General features: G+C 59.4%; 22 protein-coding genes and 1 tRNA gene. 16 read left to right on the forward strand and 7 right to left on the reverse strand.

The annotated features are described in order from the left end of the window. On the forward strand, positions 1 to 1,176 hold the full coding sequence (locus JOE65_RS06860) for an acyl-CoA dehydrogenase family protein (protein ID WP_205162514.1): 1,176 nt from the start codon (positions 1 to 3) through the stop codon (positions 1,174 to 1,176). A 64-nt stretch (positions 1,177 to 1,240) separates the two neighbouring features. On the opposite strand, the gene JOE65_RS15115 is transcribed toward JOE65_RS06860, so the two are convergent. Continuing rightward, on the reverse strand, positions 1,241 to 1,828 hold the full coding sequence (locus JOE65_RS15115; protein ID WP_205164066.1) for a GntR family transcriptional regulator: 588 nt from the start codon (positions 1,826 to 1,828) through the stop codon (positions 1,241 to 1,243). Between the two features lie 26 nt (positions 1,829 to 1,854). On the opposite strand from JOE65_RS15115, the gene JOE65_RS06870 reads away from it, so the two are divergent. Beyond that, positions 1,855 to 2,802: a 1-aminocyclopropane-1-carboxylate deaminase gene (locus JOE65_RS06870; RefSeq protein WP_338021569.1), complete on the forward strand. Its 948-nt coding sequence runs from the start codon at positions 1,855 to 1,857 to the stop codon at positions 2,800 to 2,802. Here JOE65_RS06870 and JOE65_RS06875 read toward each other — a convergent pair. Genes JOE65_RS06875 through JOE65_RS06890 form a run of 4 tightly spaced genes read right to left on the reverse strand, consistent with a single transcriptional unit; the run spans position 2,799 to position 6,920 of the window. Then, positions 2,799 to 3,584 (reverse strand): glycosyltransferase family 2 protein, encoded by a 786-nt coding sequence (locus JOE65_RS06875; RefSeq protein ID WP_205162515.1) that lies wholly within the window; start codon positions 3,582 to 3,584, stop codon positions 2,799 to 2,801. The two genes, JOE65_RS06870 and JOE65_RS06875, sit on opposite strands and share 4 nt — an antisense overlap. Positions 3,585 to 3,586: 2 nt before the next feature. Next, positions 3,587 to 4,948 (reverse strand): bifunctional PIG-L family deacetylase/class I SAM-dependent methyltransferase, encoded by a 1,362-nt coding sequence (locus JOE65_RS06880; RefSeq protein WP_205162516.1) that lies wholly within the window; start codon positions 4,946 to 4,948, stop codon positions 3,587 to 3,589. Next, the gene (locus JOE65_RS06885; protein WP_205162517.1) at positions 4,942 to 6,072 is read right to left on the reverse strand and encodes an acyl-CoA dehydrogenase family protein; all 1,131 of its coding nucleotides are present in this window, start codon (positions 6,070 to 6,072) and stop codon (positions 4,942 to 4,944) included. Before JOE65_RS06885 ends, JOE65_RS06880 begins: the two co-directional genes overlap by 7 nt. A gap of 56 nt (positions 6,073 to 6,128) precedes the next feature. Then, entirely contained in the window at positions 6,129 to 6,920 is a 792-nt protein-coding gene (locus tag JOE65_RS06890; RefSeq protein ID WP_205162518.1) for an SDR family NAD(P)-dependent oxidoreductase, read from the reverse strand. A gap of 137 nt (positions 6,921 to 7,057) precedes the next feature. Between JOE65_RS06890 and JOE65_RS06895 the strand changes: the two genes are divergently transcribed. From JOE65_RS06895 to JOE65_RS06930, 8 genes are all read left to right on the forward strand, one after another. Then, positions 7,058 to 8,848, forward strand: coding sequence for an AfsR/SARP family transcriptional regulator (locus JOE65_RS06895; protein ID WP_338021570.1), 1,791 nt, complete (start codon positions 7,058 to 7,060; stop codon positions 8,846 to 8,848). A 63-nt stretch (positions 8,849 to 8,911) separates the two neighbouring features. Continuing rightward, positions 8,912 to 10,096 carry an FAD-dependent oxidoreductase gene (locus JOE65_RS06900; protein ID WP_205162519.1) on the forward strand — a complete coding sequence of 395 codons (1,185 nt, stop codon included), beginning with the start codon at positions 8,912 to 8,914 and terminating at the stop codon, positions 10,094 to 10,096. Positions 10,097 to 10,244: 148 nt separating this feature from the next. Continuing rightward, entirely contained in the window at positions 10,245 to 11,042 is a 798-nt protein-coding gene (locus JOE65_RS06905; RefSeq protein WP_205162520.1) for a phage holin family protein, read from the forward strand. Positions 11,043 to 11,119: 77 nt separating this feature from the next. After that, the gene (locus tag JOE65_RS06910) at positions 11,120 to 11,749 is read left to right on the forward strand and encodes a CDP-alcohol phosphatidyltransferase family protein (protein ID WP_205162521.1); all 630 of its coding nucleotides are present in this window, start codon (positions 11,120 to 11,122) and stop codon (positions 11,747 to 11,749) included. Beyond that, positions 11,749 to 12,639: a DMT family transporter gene (locus tag JOE65_RS06915; RefSeq protein ID WP_205162522.1), complete on the forward strand. Its 891-nt coding sequence runs from the start codon at positions 11,749 to 11,751 to the stop codon at positions 12,637 to 12,639. Before JOE65_RS06910 ends, JOE65_RS06915 begins: the two co-directional genes overlap by 1 nt. A gap of 34 nt (positions 12,640 to 12,673) precedes the next feature. Further along, a complete protein-coding gene (locus tag JOE65_RS06920; protein WP_205162523.1) occupies positions 12,674 to 13,870 on the forward strand; it encodes a glycosyltransferase in 1,197 nt (398 codons plus the stop codon). Positions 13,871 to 13,938: 68 nt separating this feature from the next. Beyond that, a tRNA-Ile gene (locus tag JOE65_RS06925) sits at positions 13,939 to 14,012 on the forward strand. 149 nt (positions 14,013 to 14,161) lie between these two features. Next, positions 14,162 to 15,352: an acyl-CoA dehydrogenase family protein gene (locus tag JOE65_RS06930; RefSeq protein ID WP_205162524.1), complete on the forward strand. Its 1,191-nt coding sequence runs from the start codon at positions 14,162 to 14,164 to the stop codon at positions 15,350 to 15,352. Positions 15,353 to 15,372: 20 nt separating this feature from the next. On the opposite strand, the gene JOE65_RS15610 is transcribed toward JOE65_RS06930, so the two are convergent. Continuing rightward, positions 15,373 to 15,660 (reverse strand): M23 family metallopeptidase, encoded by a 288-nt coding sequence (locus JOE65_RS15610; RefSeq protein WP_420827491.1) that lies wholly within the window; start codon positions 15,658 to 15,660, stop codon positions 15,373 to 15,375. A 649-nt stretch (positions 15,661 to 16,309) separates the two neighbouring features. Here JOE65_RS15610 and rpsB point away from each other — a divergent pair. The 6 genes from rpsB (at position 16,310) to JOE65_RS06965 (ending at position 21,335) form a co-directional block, all read left to right on the forward strand. Beyond that, the gene (gene rpsB, locus JOE65_RS06940; RefSeq protein ID WP_205162526.1) at positions 16,310 to 17,212 is read left to right on the forward strand and encodes a 30S ribosomal protein S2; all 903 of its coding nucleotides are present in this window, start codon (positions 16,310 to 16,312) and stop codon (positions 17,210 to 17,212) included. A 119-nt stretch (positions 17,213 to 17,331) separates the two neighbouring features. Then, a complete protein-coding gene (tsf, locus tag JOE65_RS06945) occupies positions 17,332 to 18,171 on the forward strand; it encodes a translation elongation factor Ts (protein WP_205162527.1) in 840 nt (279 codons plus the stop codon). 164 nt (positions 18,172 to 18,335) lie between these two features. Beyond that, positions 18,336 to 19,067 carry a UMP kinase gene (gene pyrH, locus JOE65_RS06950; protein ID WP_205162528.1) on the forward strand — a complete coding sequence of 244 codons (732 nt, stop codon included), beginning with the start codon at positions 18,336 to 18,338 and terminating at the stop codon, positions 19,065 to 19,067. A gap of 116 nt (positions 19,068 to 19,183) precedes the next feature. Further along, the gene (frr, locus tag JOE65_RS06955; RefSeq protein ID WP_205162529.1) at positions 19,184 to 19,741 is read left to right on the forward strand and encodes a ribosome recycling factor; all 558 of its coding nucleotides are present in this window, start codon (positions 19,184 to 19,186) and stop codon (positions 19,739 to 19,741) included. Continuing rightward, positions 19,741 to 20,673 (forward strand): phosphatidate cytidylyltransferase, encoded by a 933-nt coding sequence (locus JOE65_RS06960; RefSeq protein ID WP_205162530.1) that lies wholly within the window; start codon positions 19,741 to 19,743, stop codon positions 20,671 to 20,673. The genes frr and JOE65_RS06960 overlap by 1 nt, the downstream gene beginning before the upstream one ends. 83 nt (positions 20,674 to 20,756) lie before the next feature. After that, positions 20,757 to 21,335, forward strand: coding sequence for a DivIVA domain-containing protein (locus JOE65_RS06965; RefSeq protein WP_205162531.1), 579 nt, complete (start codon positions 20,757 to 20,759; stop codon positions 21,333 to 21,335). Here the strand turns inward: JOE65_RS06965 and JOE65_RS06970 are convergent. Next, positions 21,332 to 22,780, reverse strand: a complete 1,449-nt coding sequence (locus tag JOE65_RS06970; RefSeq protein ID WP_205164067.1) for a sodium:solute symporter family transporter — start codon at positions 22,778 to 22,780, stop codon at positions 21,332 to 21,334. The two genes, JOE65_RS06965 and JOE65_RS06970, sit on opposite strands and share 4 nt — an antisense overlap. Between the last annotated feature and the right edge of the window lie 8 nt (positions 22,781 to 22,788).

The following is a 22,788-nucleotide window of genomic DNA, read 5'->3' on the forward strand; positions in this document are numbered from 1 at the left end:
ATGCCAGACCAAGAAACGCGACACGCAGAGTTGGCCGAGAAGTACCTGCCTGAGGATCTGCTGGAACGCTTCCGTGAACGTGCCGACGTCTACGACCGGGAGAACCGCTTCTTTCACGAGGATCTTGGCGAGCTCACCGAGCGGGAGTATCTCACCGTGTTCGTGCCGGAGGAGTTCGGCGGCGCGGGCCTGACCCTCACCGAGGTCTCCCGACTACAGCAACGTCTGGCCACGGCGGCGCCCGCGACGGCGCTGGCAGTGAATATGCACCAGATATGCGTCGGCGTCGTGCGTGCAATGTTCGAGCGGGGCGACCGGTCGCTGACATACGTGTTCGACGAGGCGATGGCTGGAGAGATCTTCGCCTTTGGAGTCAGTGAGCCTGCCAACGACTGGGTTCTGCAGGGCTCCAACACGGTTGCTGAGCCGCTGGCGGACGGCGGTTATCAGCTGACCGGGGTCAAGACTTTTACATCGTTGTCGCCGGTGTGGACACGTCTGATCACCCACGGGTTGGACAGCACCGATGCCAAGGACCCGAGGCTCGTGTACGGGTTTGTTGAGCGGAGCGCTGAGGGCATCACGACGTCGGACCGGTGGGACGTGCTCGGGATGCGCGCGTCGCAGAGTCGGGCAACGACTCTGAAGAATGCGCGAATGCGGCCCGAGAGGGTCGCCCGAAAGATTCCGACCGGGCGCCACCCCGATTTGTTGACGTTCGCGATCACGAGCAACTTCCAATTGCTTATCGGTGCGGTGTACGCCGGGGTCGCACGCCGTGCGCTTGACTTGGGCGCCCAAGGGCTGAAGAGCCGGAAGTCGGCCAAGAGCGGCACGACCTACGCCGAAGTGCCGGAGTTCCGGGCACGCCTGGCGGATGCGCTCATGGAGTACATGGCGGTGCCGGCGCAGTTGGATGCTTACAGTCGTGACTTCGACGACCTTGTCGATCACGGGGCGGGCTGGCCGTTGCGGCTGGTCAGCGCACGCATTAACGCGTCGAACGTCGCGCGGCGGGCGGCCGAGACTGCCCTGATGTGTGCGAGTGGAAGCGGATTCAACAACGGGGAGGAGCTCAGTCGCCTGTTCCGGGATGCCACGGCAGGGCTGTTCCACCCGCCAACCGCCGACGCCGCGCGACCGATGTACGCGGCCGCATTGCTCGACGACAACTGACCGCACAGCCCACGAGACAACGACGGCTTGTGGCCCTCGAGAGCCACTGAGTCCACGTACTACGTTACTGGCCGAGCGTAAAGCGCAGAGAAAGCCAGTTCTCACGGCAGGCTATAGCAGCGGCCTCAACATCGCCGCGCCGGGTGTGCTTGATGATCTGCGCGTGCTGAGAGACTGAGTCTCTGCCGGCAAAGGATGCGAACCGCATCCGTTCAACCCGTCGGATCACGGGCGTCGTCTGCTCTAGAACTTCGTGGATCACCTGATTGCCACAGACGGCGACGAAGACAGAATGGGACTCGTCATCGGAGCTCAGCGCTGCTTCAATATCGAGTTGTTCGAGGGCCTTTTCGAACCGAATATTCGACGTCACCATCCTAGAGATTGAATCTTCCGTGATCAAGGGAACGGCTAGCCGTGCCGCTAGTTCATGAATTGCGGCCACAACCTGTTGGGCGTTAACGGTGGAAGCTAGGTCATAGGGGGCAACGATGGTGGTTTTCCCTGGCACGGCGATCACCAGACCGGCACGTTCCAATCGCAGCAACGCCTCCCGGATGGGGGTCCGGCTGACTCCCAACCACAACTCTAAGTCGGTGTCTTTGAGACGTTCACCGGGCTCGAACGTGCCGTCAACGATTGCGTCCCGTATCGATCCAAAGACGTTGTCCCGGAGAAGTGACCTTTTGTGGACACCTTGGAGCGGCGCAGATCTGGGCCAAGCGCGAAGACGTCAACAGCGGGCTCGCGTTCGGGGGAAATAAGACCCGCAAACTGGAGTACTTCGTCCCGGACGCTCTCGCGCAGGGAGCAGACACGCTCGTGTCCATTGGTGGATACCAGTCCAACCACACACGCCAGGTCGCAGCAGTAGCTGCGAAGCTGGGTCTGAAGGCCCGTCTGGTCCAGGAAAACTGGGTCGACTGGCCGGACCCACTTTCTGACCGGGTAGGGAACATTCAGCTCTCCCGCATCATGGGAGCCGACGTTCGGCTGGACAGCGCCGGATTCGACATCGGCATTCGCAGCAGCTGGGAGAACGCCATCGAGGAGGTCAAAGTCGCCGGTGGCATATCCTACGCGATTCCCGCCGGTGGGTCAGATGACCGGCTCGGCGGGTTGGGATTCGCGAACTGGGCCTATGAAGTGGAACAGCAGGAACGCGAACTCGGCATCTTTTTCGACACCATCGTTGTCTGCACGGTTACTGGTTCGACGCACGCCGGCATGATTGCGGGATTCGCCGGCCAGGACAAGCCTCGCCTCGTCATTGGCATTGATGCCTCTGCAACCCTGCAGCAGACCCGCGACCAGGTCGCACGCATTGCCCGAAACACCGCGGAGCTGATCAGGCTGGGCCGGGATATCCGCGACGACGAAATCAACGTCCTGGAAGGCTGGGCCGGTGACCTCTATGGGATCCCCGTGGATTCCGCCCTTGATGCAATCCGCCTCGGTGCTTCTCTCGAGGCGATGATCACGGATCCTGTCTATGAAGGAAAGTCCCTTGCGGGGCTTATTGACCTGGTGAAAACCCGGGAGATCCCTGCAAGCAGCAATGTGCTCTACGCACATCTGGGCGGCCAGCTCGCCCTCAATGCCTACAGCGGGCTCTTCCGCTCCTAACTGCGCGGCAGACGACTCCCTGCCGTGTGCGTCTTCGACCCTGCATGCTGTTCACGGTCTGCGCGGAGCGCTTGGGTATCGGGGTCGCCGGAAATGTCTAACTTTGCCAGAAACCCAGCGAAACCACCTTCGACCCGCCCCTGCAAGCGACCGGCGGTACGGACGCGGCAAGAATCAGTGGCCACAATTGAGTACTCACACGCGTGGGCCTCTGTCACGAAAGCACGGTCCTCATGGAGTCCTATGTCGGCAAAGCCTCCCAAGGACGTAAAAACGTCCGCGCGGAATCCCAGATTGGCGCCATGAACATATGAGTGGCCTTCGCGCAGTTGGTGCTGGGCGTGCCAGTGAGCCAGCCGAGGCTCAGAGAGATCCACGCGAAAAGGTTCAACCGTACCGACCACCACGTCCGATCCGGCAACGGCCAGAGCATATTGGCGTTCTAACCAGTGCGGCGGGACGGCGCTGTCGGCATCGGTATTGGCGATCCACAGCCGTGAAGGTGGAAAACGGGATGTCGACATCGCTGCTGTGATCCCGGTATTCCGTGCTGCGCCAACCCTGCCGACGCCGATACTTTTCACTCGCGTGTTGGGATGGTCTGCCAAAATACTTGCCGATGTGTCAGTGGAGCTGTCCAAAACCACTGTGAGCGAGACCCGGACGTCGGGAAACTTCAGTGCCAGCCAACGCATTGATTCTTCGAGAGCCACAAGTGCGCGCGGTAACAACCGAGCTTCGTTTCTTGACGGAACGACTATGGCGATCTCTTCTATAGTCATGCTCACAGGCTCTCCTGCACCTGGAATACCTCGAGCAGAAAGTCCTCTTCAGCGTAGGCTCCCCGCAACGTCAGCCGTTCGTTTGCACGGAGCAGCCGGTGGACGTCGTCGCCTCCCAGTGGCCACCCGTCAATGGGATGTCGCCAGTGACAGGCCACCAGAAATGCGTCCGGCAATGCTGAGGTAACCATTCGTGCCACTACCTCCTCCAGCCCTGCAGCCGTGAGGTAGTACCCAGTTTCGGAGAGCACATATAAGTCAAAGCGTCCCTGCGGCCAGTCTCTCCCCAGCGTGGAGAGAGATACGCCAGCATTGGAGACGTCGGCTAGCCGTTTGGTGGCCGTGGCGACAGCTTCGGCACTCGCATCGACTCCGGAGATCTGTTCGCACCGGGGGGCTAGCTCGGCTGTCAGTGCGCCAGTAGAGCAGCCAAGTTCCAAGGCTGCGCGATATCGGTCACGGGGTAGTGCGCCCAGCAATAACGCACGCTTGCGCCGCTCATACCAGGACTCGGGATCCCACGGTTCGGCACCGTCGAGGTGAACGGCGTCGAACTGGGTGCAGATCCAGTCGGGGGTATCAGTCCCGGCCTGCGTGAAGTACCCGGCCATGTCGATGAACGTTTCAAAGCTGCGCTCAAAATGCGATATCAATGCAGAGGACAAGAGGGTTTCGTCCCCGACGGCGTCAGAAAGCGGGCTCATCTGAGTAGTGTGTTTGGAGATCGCCACGGCCTTTAGAGTTTGCTCGTTTTCCCTCAGTTCTAACTTCCGCAGCGCTGGCCAAGCCATGCGATCGTCTGTGGGGGAGCCCCAATGCCACCACCAGATGGGATATTCCAACAGTACGCTGCCTGTCGCTGCTGCCGCTTTGGCTGCCGCAGCACCGACGGCGTCGTGGTCGGTGTGGCCATCCGCGGACCAGGGCGCCACGATGACAGTGGACGTGCCACCCACCCCAGCGGCAGCTGTGAGCTCATGCTCGAGTTGGCTGAAGTGTTCGGCGAGCTGACCGTCGGGTAGGTCAAGCACCCTGTGGTGTGCCAGCGGAGCGAGCACGGTCACCGCGTCCTCAAACTCGACGGCGCGTCGTACAGCAAGCTGCTTCGGAGTATGGGTGGGAGAAAAGGGGTGCGAGTTCTCTCCCAAAGTAGCCACGATCACGTCAATGGCCACATTGTGGCTGGTGGCCCGTTGCAGGAGCCCCGCGGCACCGAGTGTCTCATCGTCTGGATGCGCGGCGACCACTATAAGCTTTTCCACAGAGGTCCAATCGATATCCAGAGCGAGCATGCCGGATATGCGAGGACTCTTCAGCCAATCCGCTTCGGCCGTTGTTTCCTGATCGTGAGTGAAAGTTACCATGGCGCAATCCCGACGCCGACCGCGGAAGCTGCGTCGAGAACCGCCTTGCCGTGCACAGCGAGGGAACGCTCGGCATGGTCTTGACGGAGGTAGAGCTGCAGATCCGCCACGCGCTGGGCATGTTCGGGTTCGAACGCCAACGGTTCGGGACCCATGCCGTGAGATGTGAGTGAGAGGACGGACTCTGAAGCTGCGACGACCGTAGCCCGGACCCGTGCGGCCATAAGCGCTGGCGCTTCGGCACTGGGAGTGCCCTCCGTGGCAGAGTCGGCCGCGGCTGCCGCGGCCTGAATCGCCGTCCGTGAGGACCAGAGTGCCTGATCGACACTGCCTAGGTGCCACAACGCGATTTGATCCGGTTCACGGGAAAGACAATGTCGATGAAAGCGCCTGGCCAGAGATGTCGACGCACCATGCCAAATGGCTGCAATGCCCACACCGCCCCAGGCGAATCCTGGCCTCTGGATATACCATCCTGGGCCACCCACTACTACAGCTGGAACATCAATTAACACCAACCCCCGACTTGGCACCTCTGGTAAGCCAAGTGCGGTCCAAGGGCGCCCGCTGGTGGAAACACCAGGGTGGTGCAAATCAATCGCGAACAATTGCATGCCGTCCTCGGTCCACGCGCTCACAAGAGCATGGCTGAGGTCCTCCGCTAGAGAACACCACGGTTTGGGGCCGTTCAGCCGCCAGCCTCCTCCCTGGGGCGTGGCCGTCAGCTGTTCTCCAGGACCGTGGGCTGCAAAGACTCCCCACGTTGAGTCTTCCGGCCATAATTCGTTTTGGTCGGCCTGATCGAGAATAGCCAGGGCATCCAAATGCGGTTCGATGATCCGCGCAGCAGTGAGATCAGCGGCGCCTAGAGTGGCTAGCGCTTGCCAAAGCTGCACGACATTCCCATGCTGGGGAAAGGGCAGTCTGTGCCCGAGTTTCCGAGCAAGCTCAAGCAGTGCCGTGATATCCGCTCTGCAACCTTGGGCAGTCTCATAAAGATCGTGCAGAAACTCCATATTATTTGCGTCTGCTGCCGCACGACCGGGATCCAGGCGCACCCCGAAACTTCGGTGAGGCTCCGAGGCGCTGCCTGCTACTGACGCTGCATGGGATGTTGAGGACATACTGCCAGTCTCCTTGGAGCTGAGGGGAAAAGGAACTAGCTAAGCTCGAAATATGGCTAGAACATATGTGTCAGGACTCCGCCGTCAACGCGCACCGCTGATCCATTTGTCGCGGACGCTACCGGGCTTGCCAAGAACGCCACCATGTTCGCGATTTCGCTTGGCTCGATGAATCGTTCAAGTAGCGAGGTTTGATTCGTAGCGATGATAGCTTTTTTCATGTCCGCTACTGATGCGGCTGATTGATGAGCGAGCTCCCCAACAGTTTGGGCAACACCATCGGAGTACGTGGGGCCTCCAATCACCGAGTTTACGGTGACGCCGGTGCCTCGGGTGAGCTTCGCCAAGCCATTTCCAACCGCTAGCATCGCCGCCTTTGAGGTGCCGTAGTGGATCATTTCGGCTGGGATGTTGACCCCGGATTCACTGCTCACGAAAACTACTCGGCCCCAGCCCCGCTCCAATAAGGTCGGGATCACATGTCTGGCGAGTCGTACTCCGCTGAGCACATTCACTTCGAAGTACGACCACCAGTCTTCATCAGAAATGAGATCGAACGATTTCAGCTCGAAGAGTCCAACGTTGTTGATGAGCATGTCGACGTCGGCAAGTTCGGCACAAAGTTGGGCCACCTGATCGGGGTCAGCGAAATCGGCGACCAAGCCAGCAACGGATGCTCCAGGCACTTTCTCTCGCAGCGACTCGACAGCCGCGGACAACTTCACCGCATCACGCCCGTTGATTGCCACATCCACACCCTCTTTAGCCAACGCTTTCGCAATGGCATAACCGATTCCCTGGCTCGAACCGCTGATGAATGCTTTTTTGCCGCGGAGCTGCAGATCCATAATTCTCTCCTTCTCGTCGCATACAAAAACTGCGACTTCATGATGCGCTAGAAATACCGGCACTGATTCAAAGCGACGATCCCACACGCGGATCAGCTCCCAATCAGCCCATCAGGCCCACGAACTAGAATGAGCAGGTGAGCAAGCTTGGAATCCGCGTCCTCGGTCCGATCAGCGTGGAGCACGCTGGCAGTCAGCTGCCTCTCGCCAAAGCACAACACCGTGAGATCCTCGGGATACTGATAGCCACCCACGGCAGAACGGTGTCCACAGGCCGACTTATCGAAGAGTTGTGGGAGGACGCTCCTGCCGGCGCGATCGGTGCCATCCGCACCTTTATCGGTGAAATTCGAAGAATTCTTGAACCGGAGCGTCGTCCCCGCTCGTCCTCGGCAATTCTTGTCACGACAGGCGACGGTTATGTACTCAAACCCGCATCGATCACAGTCGATCTCAGTCGGGCCGAGCAAGGAATTCGTGCGGCAGAAGGAGCGGTGAACCCGGAAACGCGCGAATCGCTGTTGACTGCCGCGTTGGAGGAGTGGCGTGGGCAAGCCTTCGAGGAGTTCAGCGCGCGCCCATGGGCCAAAAATGAAAGGGCATGGATAGCTGAACTCCGTGCGGGCGCAGTCGAGGACTTGGCCGAAACCCGGCTTGGACTAGGACGGCCGGGGGGCGCAATCGTGCTACTCGATACTCAAGTTGGCGTCCATCCTTGGCGAGAGGAAAGCTGGCGGTTGCTCGCACTCACTCTCTACCGGTCCGCACGCCAGGGAGACGCCCTCGCCGTCCTATCTCAAGCCCGCTCCACGTTGTTCCATCATCTCGAACTGGAGCCAAGTATTAGGCTGACGGAGCTCGAGGGCGCCATCAGGCGTCATGATCCTTCGCTTGACATCAACGAAGACGGCCAGTCGATCCTGGTGCGAACCGCTAACGCCACTGCCCGAACTGGGGCGCGTTCCCAGTTCGAAAGCGTGACGCTTCTCTTGCCTCTACTGGCGGTATCGGGCTCGGTGCAGTTCGCGGCCGAACAACGAATCTCCGCCATTACCGCTGCCGAACAGTTTGGTGACTCAGAACTGGCCGCGCGCGTCATCGGCGGGTTCGAGGTACCCGGTAGCTGGACTCGATCAGATGATCCGGCCCAGTCAGTGTTGATCGTCGAAGCAGCCTTACGGACTGTCTCCACACTTCCACCTGAGGCCTCGGATCGGTTGCGGGCACGGCTTCTGGCCACCATAGCCATGGAATCCCGGGGTACCGTCAACCGACTCGCTGAGGCCGTCGCAGCAGAAAGAATCGCCCGGCGCCTGAGCGACGCCTCGCTCCTGTGCTTCGCGCTCAGCGCACGCTATCTTCAAACGTTTGGGACGACAGGGCAAGCAAGTTCAAGAGAAAGGATCGGTGCAGAGATCACTGCCATAGCCGTGGGAGCGGAGCTGCCGACTTTCGAAATTGAGGGGCGTCTGATCAGGATGCAGGCGTTCTGCGCCCTCGACGACATTGGCGCAGCCTCAGAGGAGGCCGACCGTATCGACGTACTTGCCGTACGTTTCTCCCGCCCCTCGCGTCTGTCTTCACCGGTTGGTTTCGGTGGACCTTCACCGGTGGCTCCACACCCCTTGAAGGAGAAGAGATGCCCGGCTTCAGGATGGGGCTACCCGAACTGGCGCTCCGAGGATGCCATGAAAGCTCTCGACACGGTTCCAGACCCACCCCAGGATCTGATGCTGGAAGTATCGTGGTTCCTCATCGGCGTTGCTGCCATCGACACCGGCAACCGGGATGCTGGAAGGCGGGCGTACGACGCTCTTCTACCGGCGGCAGACGAGCGCGCAGGGGGCAGTGGGGCGGTGGACCTCGGATCAATCTCAGATCTGATCGACGAACTCAATCAGTTCTGCACCACCAACGATCAGCACTAAAACGAATATCCCTTGAGAAAGCACAACGCACTCTAGGGCGCACCGCGGAGGAAGGGAAACACCATGGAAGTACTCGTCATCGGTGCGGGGCTGGCAGGGCTGCGCGCAGCCGGGTTGGCCGCCAAGCAGGGGCACGACGTCACGGTCCTAGAGGCATCCACACGGGTCGGGGGACGCGTGGACACCGAGATGATTGACGGGTTCCGCTGCGATCGTGGTTTTCAACTCCTGAACCCCGGCTACCCTGATGCCCAGCGGGCTCTGAACCTCGGTGTCTTGGACCTGCATGCATGGGGGCGCGGCGTCGCAGTGCGACGCGACGGCGGCGTCAATGTGCTGGCCGATCCCTCCCGGCACCCTCTGCTGGGCCGGGGACTATTGGGTGGCACTTTAGAATTGAGCGATCTTAGCGCCGTCGTGCGTTGGTATCGTCTCGCCGGCGACAAATCACGAACGCTGCGCGAGACCATCGAAGATGCTGGTTTTTCGAGTCCTTTGCGCAAGGTCATTGAGCGTTTCTTCTCCGGGGTGGTGGGGGAAACGGAGCTGTCTGTCTCTGCACCTTTCGCCCGGCGGCTTGGCTGGTACTTCGTGAAGGGAACCCCATCGCTGCCGTCGCAAGGGATGTCGGCCATTGCGCATCAGTTGGCGGAACCCGTGGTGGATCAGATCCATTTTGGTCAGACGGTAGATTCACTGACGAGCGCGGATGGAAAGGTGGTCGTGTCCTGTGCTTCGGGGGATCGGCTAGCTGCCGATCGGGTGGTGCTCGCTGCTGGTCCTCGGGCCAGTGCCCGGCTGACTGGGCAAGTTGAGCCCGCCATGCACTCCCTGACAACGTGGTGGTTCGCCACGTCACGGCGTCCCAGCGATTCGCCTTTTCTGCATGTGGACGTGCGCGATGGTTCCCGGCTCGTCCACGCGTCGGTGGTCTCCAACGTCTGCCCGTCCTATGCCCCGGCTGGCAGTCACCTGGTGCAAGCCACGGCCGTTGGTGAACACGGCGTGGATGACGCTATGGCCCTGGCCCAGACAGCAGACATCCTGGCGGTGCACAATCCTGACTGGCGGCTATTGGTTCGTCATGACATCTCTGACGCGCTACCAGCCATCAGGCCCGGGCACCAACCCCTGGTCAGCACGATGCCTGGTGTCATTATGGCTGGGGACAGCAGGGAGGCTTCCATACAAGGGGCGCTGGCCAGCGGCACCGCAGCAGGGGAAGCGCTCGCTGGGCTGGTCCCATAAGGATCGGGCGGTCTCCCGGGAGGAACGGGTAGCCCTCGAGTGTGCGCCGAAAGGTTCCATGCCTGCGGAGGAATGGTAATTTTAGGTACTAAGACGATGGCCGCCCATCATCGACCACCACTAAAGAGACCGGACGGAGGCGGGGTACATGAGCACCTCGACTAGAACACGCGGTAACCGAGAGACCAAACGGACGTCACTATTGGGACTGTTCAAGGTCATGATCAGGCTGACACCACGTCAAGTCACTGATGAAGTTTCATTGGCGATGACGCAGATGAAGCAAAAGGGCATCCAGGCAGGTGTTGCCGTTGCCTTCTTTGTAGTTGCGTTGGTTTTCCTGGGATTTCTTGCCGTGGCCTTGATAGTCTCGGCCATCGCCGGGCTGTCCAACGTCATGGACACGTGGCTGGCCGCGCTTGCCGTCGGCGGTCTCTTTCTCATCATCCTGGTGATCTCGGCGCTGATTGGATTGTCCAAACTCAAGAAGGCGCTTCCATTGATGCCCGAAGACGCCATTCGCGGCGTGCGCCACGACATCGGCGTTTTGAAGGACGGCAAGAGCTTTGATGAGTCCACGCTTGACCGCGAAAAGCCAGAGAAGGATAAGAAGAAAGACAAAAAGAAGGATAAAGACGGCAAGCCCTCTTCGCCTGCTCCATCCTTTGGTGAGTTGAAGTCGCGCACCCGTGAGCGGCGTGAACATATTGCCGCCGTACGGGATGGGCTTGGCCGAGAGCTGGACCCCAAAGCCCGCAAAGCTGAGTTGAAGCGTAGCGCGGAGTCATCCGTTGGTAACCTCAAAGCCCATTTCACGGCATCGGGAAGTGGCGCCCATCGGTCGGCGTCGGAAGAGGGTTCATCTCTTCGTTGGAAGCCGCTTATGGTACTGGCTATCTCTGTTGGTGCCATGGTGGTCATGGCTCGGAAGCTGCTTCAGAAGTGAGGCGAAATTCCGCCGTCTAACGAGGGCGGCTGCACGGGTATGGCAGGAGGGGAGTTATCCGAGGGGAGGCGGCATAGATGAGAGTGTTTGGCGCCGGGCAACGACCAGGCGTTGAGCCAAGATTGCTCACGGTGTTCTGGACCGTTCCCAACCTGATCACGGTGGTGCGATTCCTGCTTGTTCCGGTATTCGTCTGGTTGGTGGATCAGGAACATTATGGTCGGGCCGTCATCGCGCTTGTAATCTTGGGCGCGACGGACTGGGTAGACGGGTATGTCGCCCGGTTCCTGAACCAGGTGTCGGTGGTTGGGCGGTGGTTAGACCCCGTGGCCGACAGGCTCGCCCTGATCGTGGTTGCGGCGACGTTTGTCGTTCAGGGGATTGCACCCAACTGGCTTGTATACATCATCGTCATTCCGGACGTGATTCTGGTTTCGTACGGGTTACTCCTGTTCCATGGAAGTCCGGACCTTCCCGTGAGCAAAATTGGGAAGGTTCGTACGGCTCTGTTGCTACTGGGCACTCCGTTGCTGCTGTTGCATCGGGTACCTGGCTTCGATAACGACGCGCTGTTGACTGCGGCAACCGTGATTCTTGCTCTGGGTTGCGCGGGCCACCTCTTGGCGTTTGTTGACTACCTGCGCAAGGTGACGCTAAAGCATCGTCAACTGAAGTTGATGTCGCCTCCTGAGGAAACGTCCGCTTGATGGTGTGGTTGGCTATTGGCTGTGCGCTCCTTGGTGCAGTGTTCTTGGCCTTTGGTGCACAGCGGCAGGGGAGCGCGGTCCGAGCCTCAAGTGGCGGGCTTGCACTGACCTCTTCCGGGTTCTTGCGCCTGCTACGTAATCCGCGCTGGGTATTGGGTTTATTGCTGCTTGGGGTGGGAATGGCGCTGAATATCGTCGCTTTGGCAACGGCGTCTTTGACGGTGGTTCAACCTATCGGGGCCATCGCTCTGGTCATCACGACGGTGGTCAACTCCCGGGAGCTGGGGTTACGGCTGAATCGGATCACGGTCGTGGCGATCACTGCCTGCGTGGCTGGCAGTGCGACGTTCGTGGTCCTCGCTGTGAATGTGACGCGGAGCAATGCGAGCGTGAGTGGTTCCGAGGAAGTCACCACGGTGCTTCTTGTTGGCTGCGCTGTTGCGCTCTTCGGTACTCTTGCCCTGTCGTTTAGGTTCCGTCTGGGTGCCTTCGGCTACATCTTCGGCGCTGGCGTGTTGTTTGGATTCGTCGCGGTGTTGACGAAGATCATTGCGACGCATCTGCTTGACCCCAATGGCAGGTTCCTCCTGAACGTCCCCATCTATTCGGTCTTCGCCATTGCGGCAGCTGCGGCACTGGGGTCGTGGTTCGTGCAGAGCGCCTATTCTTCGGGACCTCCGGATCTGGTGATAGCCGGTCTGACAGTCATCGATCCGATCGTGGGAATCGCCGTCGGAATGGCGGTTCTGGGAGAACTTCAGCCGGAGGTACAGCCCGTGACGGCGGTGGCCATGGGGGCCGCTGCTATCGTTGCTATTGTTGGAGTCATCGCGTTATCCAGACATCATCCTGATGTTCTGCAGCGACGGAATGAACGACGGCGGCAGTAGCCGCTTCCCCAACGCCTAACTGGAAGAACGCCCTGTGACGGAACCGGCCGGACGCAAACCTCTGACCATTCTCATTGCTGCTGATACCTATTATCCCAATATCAATGGTGCTGCCCAGTTCGGCTATCGCCTGGCCCGCGGCATGAGCGCACGCGGCCACGATGTTCATGTGGTGGCTCCCCGAGGAGGCGCTGGTGGTCCCTTCACGGAGCCTCGGGAGGAAGGTACGGTTCATCGGCTTCGATCCCGAGGAGTCTTTACGCACGAGTACTTCCGCATCTGTCTGCCGTGGGAAATCAAGGCTCACATTCGGATGCTGTTTGATCGCGTGCAACCGGACGTCGTTCATGTCCAGAGCCATTATATGATTGGTGAGCAAGTGCTGTACGAGGCGGTGCGTCGTGGTATCCGTGTTGTGGCAACGAACCATTTCATGCCTGAGAATATGAATCCGTTCCTGCCCTTCCCCCAGTGGTTCAAGGACATTATCGCGCGGAATTCTTGGCGTGACATGGGCAAGGTGATGAGTCGAGCCGATGTTGTCACCACGCCCACACCCCTGGCCGCAAAAGCCATGCACGAGCACGCATTCCTGACAAAGGTTCTCCCGCTCTCCAACGGCATTGATGCCAGCGTCTATGAGCTGCTGCCCGGTGAGGTTGTTCAGCCTCCTCCCCGGCCGATAGTGCTGTTTGCGGGAAGGTTGGCGGAGGAGAAAAACATCAATGTGCTGATTGATGCGTTGGCCCGGGTTGCTCCCGATCTTGATGTTTGTCTGGAAGTGGTTGGCGGTGGTGAGGTTCGTTCCAGCCTCGAAGCCCAGGTGGTTAGGCTTGATCTCGGTGACCGAGTGACATTCCTTGGTCTGGTGGACGATGACGAACTCCGAAGGGCTTATCTTCGGGCATCGTTGTTCGTCATGCCGGGAACAGCGGAACTACAGTCGCTGGTCACTCTGGAAGCCATGTCGGCCTCGACTCCGGTTGTTCTCGCTGACGCGATGGCGCTGCCGCACCTGGTTGATGGCGGGGTCAATGGCTTCCTTTTCACACCGAATGACAGTGCTGATCTCGCGGAAAAGATGACGCGCATCCTTTCCCTTCCGGAAGATCAGCTCCACGCCATGGGTCGGGCCAGCCGGCGCATGGTGGACCGGCACAGTCACGAAAAGACACTCAAGACGTTCGAGGCTCTCTATTACGGGGAGTCGCGGTCGTCGGAAACGGTATAGGTTCCGGTTGCCATGGCGGCAGGAGCGTCCACTAGTATGTTTGAGTTGCCTGAACAGTAATGCTCCACGGGGCTATAGCTCAGCTGGTTAGAGCGCGGGACTCATAATCCTAAGGTCCTCGGTTCAAGTCCGAGTAGCCCTACGGTCAACCCCGGTCCGGACGAATATGTCGTTCGGACCGGGGTTTTCGTGTTGTGGATTGTATCCGTAAGTTACTCATTGGTAACATGCTTCTAGGTCGGTGAACCGACCCTCGACATCATTGTGCACGCGGCAACGAAGGACTACGTCATGGCCAAACCTGTTATCGATCCCGACAACCTGCCGTATGGCGACGGCGACTTCTACGCTTTCGAGGAGCTTCTGTCTGAGGCCGAGCGTAACCGCCTCCATGAAATCCGGGCGTGGTTGAAGGCCGAGGTCAAGCCGATTGCAGCCGAGGCATGGAACCAGGGAGTCTTCCCCCGTTCCATCATTCCTAAACTCGCTGAGATCGACATCATGAGCCCGGTTCATAGGCAGGGCCACTCAAGCTTGTTCGCGGGCCTGGTGCATGCGGAGTTCACCAGGGCTGATACGTCCATCGCTACGTTCATGGGTGTCCATGACGGCCTGTTCACAGGATCCATCGAGGCGCTGGCTTCACAAGAGCAGAAGGCGGCCTGGTTGCCTGATATCTACTCGCTCAAGAAGATCGGCGCATTTGGCCTCACGGAACCGCTCGGCGGATCGGATGTTGCAGGCGGCACCCGGACGACGGCTCAGCGCGATGGAGACAACTGGATCCTGAACGGGGAAAAGCGATGGATCGGAAACGCCACCTTCTCTGACTGGGTGGTTATTTACGCACGGGATCTCGCGGATAACCAGGTCAAGGGTTTCCTTGTAGATACCACTCTCGAAGGCTACTCAGCTACGAAGATCGAGAACAAGATTTCCCTTCGGTCCGTGGAGAACGCGGACATAGTTCTCGACAATGTAATCGTCAGCGACGATTTCCATCTCAAGGGAGCCAATAGTTTCAAGGACACCAATAAGGTGCTGAAGGTTACCCGCCTGGCGGTGGCTTGGCAGGCCGTGGGCCAGCAGATGGCGGCGTTCGACGTCGCACGTCGTTACGCCGTTGAACGTCAGCAGTTCGGTCGGCCGCTGGCTTCCTTCCAGCTCATCCAGGACAAGCTTGTTCAGATCCTCGGTAATACTGTCAGCTCCATGGGCATGATGGTCCGGCTTGCTCAGCTTGAAGATGCCGGGGCAGCCAAGGATGAGCAGTCTGCCTTGGCCAAGGCCTTCACCACCGCGAGGATGCGCGAAAGTGTCGCGCATGGGCGTGCGATTCTCGGTGGGAACGGTATTGTCGTTGACTACGAAATGGCAAAGATCTTCGCTGACGCTGAGGCCATCTACTCCTATGAAGGCACCCACGAAATCAATACTCTGGTGACCGGCCGCGCTATTACCGGCATCGCTGCCTTCGTGTAGTCCGCCTCGCGGACGGCAACCTACCGCGGGAGGGGGAGCAGGATGGACGGCCGCCGGTCTCTGATGAAATCCAACGGGTCCACATACTTACTGTCAACCCTCACTCCCCAGTGGAGGCAGGCTGACTCACAGTGACCTCCGGCACCTATGGCCCCTAGCCGTTTTCCGGCAACGACGACGTCGCCCTCGCTGACAATAGCCAATGCTGGCTCAAAGCTGCTTAGTACTCCGTTCCCATGATCCACTGTGATCACGGGACGGTCGACGACGGTGCCGACGAACAGGACGCGACCGTCAGCCGGGGACACTATCTCTGTTCCTGGCGCTGCCTCCAGATCGACGCCCCGGTGCCCGCTCGCCCAGGGTTGGGGTGGGGGCTCAAAGTGGCGACTGACGTCAGGCGTAGGTTGGAGTGGCCACTGCCATGGTTCTTGTGAATCGGCCTGTGCCGTCAGCGCAGGAAAAACGATCCCAAGGCAGCAGAGCGATAGAAGTGCCAAAGCCAGTGGACGAAGCGCGGGGCCGCGGAGTTTTGACATGTATCCACCATGTGCCCTCTGGCTGCCGGATGTGAGACTGGCATGCCTCTATGTGGAGTCAGCCCCGGGCCTGGCCTGATGTGGAGGAACGGTCGCCTCCGGCGTTATAGAGAAGGGGTGCTGTAGTACACTAAGTCAAGCAGTTCGGTGTCCTAAACGAGTTTCTGTTCAGGTAACAGTATTCGAGGAGGCCATCGGACTGACTTCGCGTGTTCTGAATCCCGTCCCAATCTCGCTTATTTGCGGGGTGTGAACGGGTGCATCTCCTGCGGTCCGGTTTCTGCCGGATGGACATGCAGTTCTCCATTGCAGAGCTGATGAGCACCAGGAACTCCTGCCCAACCCGGGCAGATAGTTATCAACCGTCAAAGTGGCAGTTGCCGGGCATATTTGCCCGCCTGCCGGAAGGAGTGACGACATGCCAGTCGTTACCATGCGTCAGCTGCTCGACAGCGGCGTACATTTCGGTCACCAGACCCGTCGTTGGAACCCGAAGATGAAGCGTTTCATCTTCACGGAACGCAACGGTATCTACATCATTGACCTGCAGCAGTCGCTGTCCTACATCGACCGCGCCTACGAGTTTGTGAAGGCCACTGTTGCACACGGTGGAACAATCCTGTTCGTCGGCACCAAGAAGCAGGCTCAGGAGACCATCGCCGAGCAGGCTACACGAGTTGGCCAGCCCTACGTGAACCAGCGCTGGCTCGGTGGAATGCTCACCAACTTCCAGACTGTCGCCAAGCGGATCCAGCGTTTGAAGGAACTCGAGGAAATCGATTTCGACGACGTCGCCGGCTCCGGTCACACCAAGAAAGAACTTCTTCTTTTCAAACGTGAAATGACCAAGCTTGAGACCAACCTCGGCGGTATCCGCAACCTGACCAAGGCTCCGTCCGCAATCTGGATCGTTGACACCCAGAAGGAGCACCTGGCCGTGGACGAGGCCAAGAAGCTCAACATCCCTGTTGTCGCCATCTTGGACAGCAACTGTGACCCGGACGACGTCGACTTCCCGATCCCGGGCAACGACGACGCCATCCGCTCCGTCAACCTGCTCACTCGCGTTGTCGCAGATGCTGTTGCAGAAGGCCTCGTAGCCCGTCACAACCGTTCCGGTTCTGATTCTTCCGCGGCTGCCGAGCCGATGGCAGAGTGGGAACGCGAGCTTCTCGGGGACGCCGGGACCGAAACCACGGAAGCGCCCGCTGAGGCTGCTACTTCTGAAGCTCCGGCCAAGGCAGAAGTGACCGAAGCTCCGGCCGAGGCAGACGTTACTGAAGCCCCGGTGGATTCGGAAACGGCAGAAGAAGCAAAGTAAAGCTCAGTTTCATAGCGGCCACAGGCCGGTTGGAACCAGCGTCCGTGATAGTCCCGGATTCTTGTCCGGGACTATCACGGACGAAGACATACTGCAGATACTCACTGAAGGGGTTAACTATGGCGAACTACACCGCCGCTGATATCAAGGCTCTGCGCGAGCGCACGGGCGCCGGTATGATGGACGTCAAGAAGGCTCTTGACGAGGCGAACGGCGACGCCGACAAGGCCATGGATTTGATTCGCATCAAAGGTCTCAAGGGTGCCACCAAGCGCGAGGGCCGTTCAACGGCGGAGGGTCTCGTTGCAGCCCGCATTGTGGACGGAACCGTAGGCGTCATGATTGAGGTCAACTGTGAGACGGACTTCGTTGCCAAATCCGCAAAGTTCATCGAACTGAGCGAAACGGTATTGGGAGCAGCCGTATCCTCTGCTGCCGCCGACGTTGATGCGCTTCTCGAAACAGATGTCAACGGCAAGAAGCTCTCCGAGCTCGTCACTGAAGAGGGAGCGATCCTCGGCGAGAAAATTGTTGTCCGTCGCATAGCGCGTGTCGAAGGAAAGACCGTGGATGCTTACCTGCACAAAACGTCCAAGGACCTGCCCGCTCAGGTTGGTGTCCTGTTCGCTGTCGATGGTGCAGGCAATGGCCCCAGCGAAGCTGCCCATGATATCGCCGTCCACACTGCAGCGTTCGCGCCCAAGTTTCTCACGAGGGACGAGGTTCCTGCGGATACCGTAGAGAACGAGCGCCGTATCGCCGACGAAACCGCGCGAGCTGAGGGCAAGCCTGAAGCTGCGCTAACGAAGATCGTCGAAGGGCGGCTGACCGGCTTCTTCAAGGAAATCGTCCTCGTGGACCAGCCGTTTGCAAAAGACGCAAAGAAGACAGTTGCACAGGTGCTGGAGGAAGCCGGAACGAAAGCTACTGGCTTCGCACGATTCCGCGTAGGCGCATAGTAAAGCTATCGACCAAACGGTCTTCAGGCATTGAGAGATGAAGGGGCGGTCACCGACAGGTGGCCGCTCCTTTTTCCTGCCCTAATCTTCTGAACAAGCACTTCTCGAAGTCCAGAAGTGTCAATGATGGTCACAACGGCCGCTATCTGCCATGGGAGGCACCAATGGAAAACAACGCGCAGCCAGAAGGAAACCCGCGCAGGCGAGTTCTGCTCAAACTCTCTGGGGAAGTATTCGGCGGTGGCAAGCTAGGTGTGGATCCGGAGATCGTTCGTGGCATCGCGACGCAGATCGCGGCGACAGTGGGCAAGGTGGAGGTGGCCATTGTTGTCGGCGGGGGTAACTTTTTCCGTGGAATAGAGTTGTCACAAAGCGGAATGGACCGTTCTCGGGCGGACTACATGGGCATGCTTGGTACGGTGATGAACTGTCTCGCTCTTCAGGATTTCCTGGAACAGGCTGGTGTTGAAACCCGGGTGCAGAGCGCGATCACCATGGGCCAGGTGGCTGAGGCGTATATTCCTCGCAGGGCTATCCGACACCTTGAGAAGGGGCGTGTCGTCATCTTTGGTGCTGGCGCGGGGCTTCCATATTTCTCCACTGATACCGTGGCTGCTCAGCGTGCGCTCGAAGTGCACGCGGATCTTGTCTTGATGGCCAAAAGCGGTGTCGACGGCGTATATACCGCGGACCCACGCAAGGATCCATCGGCTCAAAAACTCCAAGCGCTCACCTATGATGATGCCTTGCGCCAGGACATCCGGGTCATGGACCAAACGGCCATGACAATGTGCAAGGACAACAGCCTCGAAATGCTTGTTTTCGGTATGGAGGGCGAAGGTAACGTCACCAGTGCGATCCTCGGTGAGGAAATCGGTACCCGCGTGACCGTCTGAGCTCGCTGATTACCGGCTCGCCCGCCAACTGTACGGGCAGGAACCGCGTCCCCGTATAGGATGGACCCGAGCCCAGCCGCCGTCGTCAGCGGCCAATTTTCGTCTAAGGAGACACAGTGATTCAGGAAACCCTGCAGGAGTCAGCGGAGAAGATGGATAAGGCGGTCGAGGTCGCCAAGGAGGACTTTTCCACAATCCGTACCGGTAGGGCCAACCCATCGCTCTTCTCCAAATTGACAGTGGATTACTATGGGACCCCCACGCCGTTGCAACAGTTGGCCGCGTTCCAGGTGCCTGAAGCGCGCACACTTCTCATCACCCCGTATGACAAGTCTTCCCTCCAGGACATCGAGCGGGTGCTGCGCGATTCGAGCATCGGAGCCAACCCTGCAAATGACGGCGTCGTCATTCGCATAGTCATGCCGGAGCTCACCGAAGAGCGTCGTCGCGAATATGTGAAAGTCGTTAAGTCAAAGGCGGAAGATGCCAAAATTTCCATCCGCAATATCCGGCGGAAGGCCAAGGACGCCATCGACAAGTTCGTCAAGGACGGCGACGCCGGCGAGGACGAGGGCAACCGGGCGGAGAAAGAGCTCGACGCCGCCACCAAATCCCATACCGACACCGTCGATGAATTGCTCAAGCGCAAGGAAGCTGAGCTTCTCGAGGTCTGATGAGTGATGTTGAGCCTCCTGCGCCGGACCGTGGGCCGCTGACGGCCAGCAGTGGGAACCCGATAGGGTCGCCGGCCACCGGACCGTCGAATCGCAAGCAACGCCGAGCAGCTGGCACGTCGCGCGCTGGCCGGGACCTTCCAGCTGCCATCGGCGTGGGCTTGGCCTTGCTCTTCACGGTCCTTATTGGATTGTTCTTCATGCCGCTGGCCTTCGTCGTTACGGCCACTGTGTTCGGTGTCATAGGTGTGTGGGAGGTAAGCCGCGCGCTTCAGGTCAGGAACATTCATGTTCCATTGGTTCCGGTCGTTGCTGGCAGCGTGGCGCTCCCATTCGCGGCTTATCTAGGCGGAACTGAAGCGTTGGGCTTCGCTCTCGTGGCATCGGCTGTCGCGGTTCTGCTGTGGCGGAGTCTTGATCCAACAGAGGACGCAACGCGCAGCATTTTAGGCGGCCTCTTCGTTATTTTGTGGGTGCCATTCCTGATTAGTTTTGCCTTGTTGTTGTTCCAGCAGCCCCAAGGCAATTTTAAGGTCGTCACCCTGCTGTTATTGGTGGTCGCCAATGATACCTTCGGCTACTTGCTGGGGGCATTCTTCGGTAAACATCCTATGGCTCCGAAAATCAGTCCCAAGAAGTCATGGGAGGGATTCGCAGGATCTGTGGGCGGAGCTGTGCTGATCGGCGTCATGGCTTCTCTGTTTTTGCTCGACCTGCCCTGGTGGTTCGGGTTGGTTCTGGCCATCGCAACGGTGGCAGCAGCAACCGGGGGAGATCTCGCTGAATCCATGATCAAACGCGAACTCGGCATTAAGGATATGGGGACCGCGCTGCCCGGTCACGGGGGGGTCATGGACCGGCTTGACTCCATCGTGTTCGCGTCCCCTGTTGCCTACGTTCTATCCAGTACGCTCGTTCCAGGAGCAATGTAGTTTTTACGGGCTGTGGTCTCGGGCAGGCTTCGGCCTATGCAGGGACTGCCAAAAGTGGACAAGGGAAGGGATCGTACCTGGGGATGGAAGAGCTGCGGCGGGGGCGTTCACCCTTTGAAAGGGTGGGACGCCGCGAGTACGGATACAACATCCGGCAGGTGGACGATTTCCTTACCGAAGCCAGGGCTTATTATAACGACCCGGACCAGGACGCGGACCCCATCACGAGTAAGACGGTACGTTCTATGGCCTTTGACCCGGCCAAGGGCGGATATGAAGCGCAGGCAGTGGATGCGGCATTAGATCGGCTCGAGGACGTTTTTGCCCAACGCGAGCGGGACCAGCTCATCCGGGATGAGGGCGAGGAAGCGTGGCTCGCTGAAATCGGTCGTATGTCAACGGTTCTGCGAGCCCGGCTTCACCGTCCTTTGGGAGAACGTTTCCGTCGACCCTCGGCACGCAAGGCCTATAGCTATAACGTCAGGGACGTCGATGCACTGTGCAATCAGCTACTTGAGTATTTCGAGCAGGACCAAGCCCTGAGTGTGGATGTGATTCGACGCGCTGCTTTCCGGGAAGCGCGAGGCCACGCCGGCTATGAAGAGAACCAGGTGGATGCTTTCTTGGACCGTGTAGTGGAGCTGATGGCTTCCATCGATTAATGGTGTTCGGGCACGTGGAGGCGTGCCAGAATCCGTTCGATTCCTGAGGGTTTGCGGTGTGCCGTCAGCCGGGACGCAAGGACCATGGCGGTGAAGGCCGCTGGTACTGTCCAAGCCGCTGGATACTGCAGCAGCATCGGCGGAGGTCCGTTCAAGAGGGCCGATGTCAGGATCGCACCTCCACACAAAACCGTACCCACGCCCATGCCGACGACTGCGCCTATATCGGTCAGGCCACGCCACCAGATTCCGAGCAGCAGCATGGGGCACAGCGTTGATGCCGTGAAAGCGAAGACGAGACCCACACTACCGGCCAGTGCTAGGGAGTCGGTTGCCACCGCCACTATGAGCGGAACTACTGCAGATAACAGTGCCGCCCGGCGGAAGCCGTTGACACTGCCTCCGAAGAAGTCCTGACTCAGCACTCCGGCAACTGACACAACCAGCCCCGATGTGGTGGAGAGGAAGGCAGCGAAAGCGCCTGCGACCACCAGCGCTGACAACGCGTCCGAGGCTGCGCCGTCGAAGATCCGTCCGGGGAGGAGCAGTACGGTCGCGTCGGCATTCGAGCCAGAGGCCAGGTCTTCGGCGAAGGTCCTTCCCACAACTCCATAGAGCGTGGGAAATACATAGAATGCTGATAATAGGCCCAGCACGATCAGCGTTGTGCGCCGTGCTGAAGCGCCGTCGGGATTTGTGTAAAAGCGAACAAGGACATGCGGAAGCCCGAGTGTTCCGAGCAGTAACGCGAGTGCCAGGGAAATGTTCCTGTACCAGTTTCCGTTGTCTCCGTTGGTCAGAAACGCTGCGCCGTCTCCTGCCCAATCCTGTCCGGTGGATCCTAACCGCAGCATAATAAAGACCAGAGGAACCGCTATGGCGGTCAGTTTGAGCCAGTATTGGAAAGCCTGGACGAAGGTGATGGACCTCATCCCACCGGCCATGGTCGTGACGACGACGACGGTGACCACCACGACGGCTCCCACCCAGCCCGGTAGCCCGGTGGCCACGGTAATGGTCAGTGAGGCGCCGTGAAGTTGTGGAACGATGTAGAGCCAGCCGACGGCGATGACCAGGAAACTCGTGACTGTTCTGGCCAGATTAGATTTCAGCCTAGTCTCAGCGAAGTCCGGGATAGTGTATGCCCCTGACCGGCGCATCGGTGCCGCGACGAACAGGAGCAGCATCAGATAGCCGGCGGTGTAACCGACCGGGAACCACAGGGCGTCGGCGCCGGAGACAAGGATCAGCCCGGCAACGCCAAGGAAGCTCGCTGCAGAAAGGTATTCCCCGCCGATTGCCGAGGCATTCCACCATGGTCGGACAGAACGCGAGGCCACGTAAAAGTCTGATGTAGTGCGAGAGAATCTGAGGCCGTAGATACCAATCAGGAGTGTTGCCGCCGAAACGGCAATAAGCGCCGTGTAGCCGGCTATCGGATTCACCTGGCGTC

It is taken from the genome of Arthrobacter roseus (assembly GCF_016907875.1).
In the GTDB taxonomy this organism is placed as follows: Bacteria; Actinomycetota; Actinomycetes; order Actinomycetales; family Micrococcaceae; genus Arthrobacter_J; species Arthrobacter_J roseus.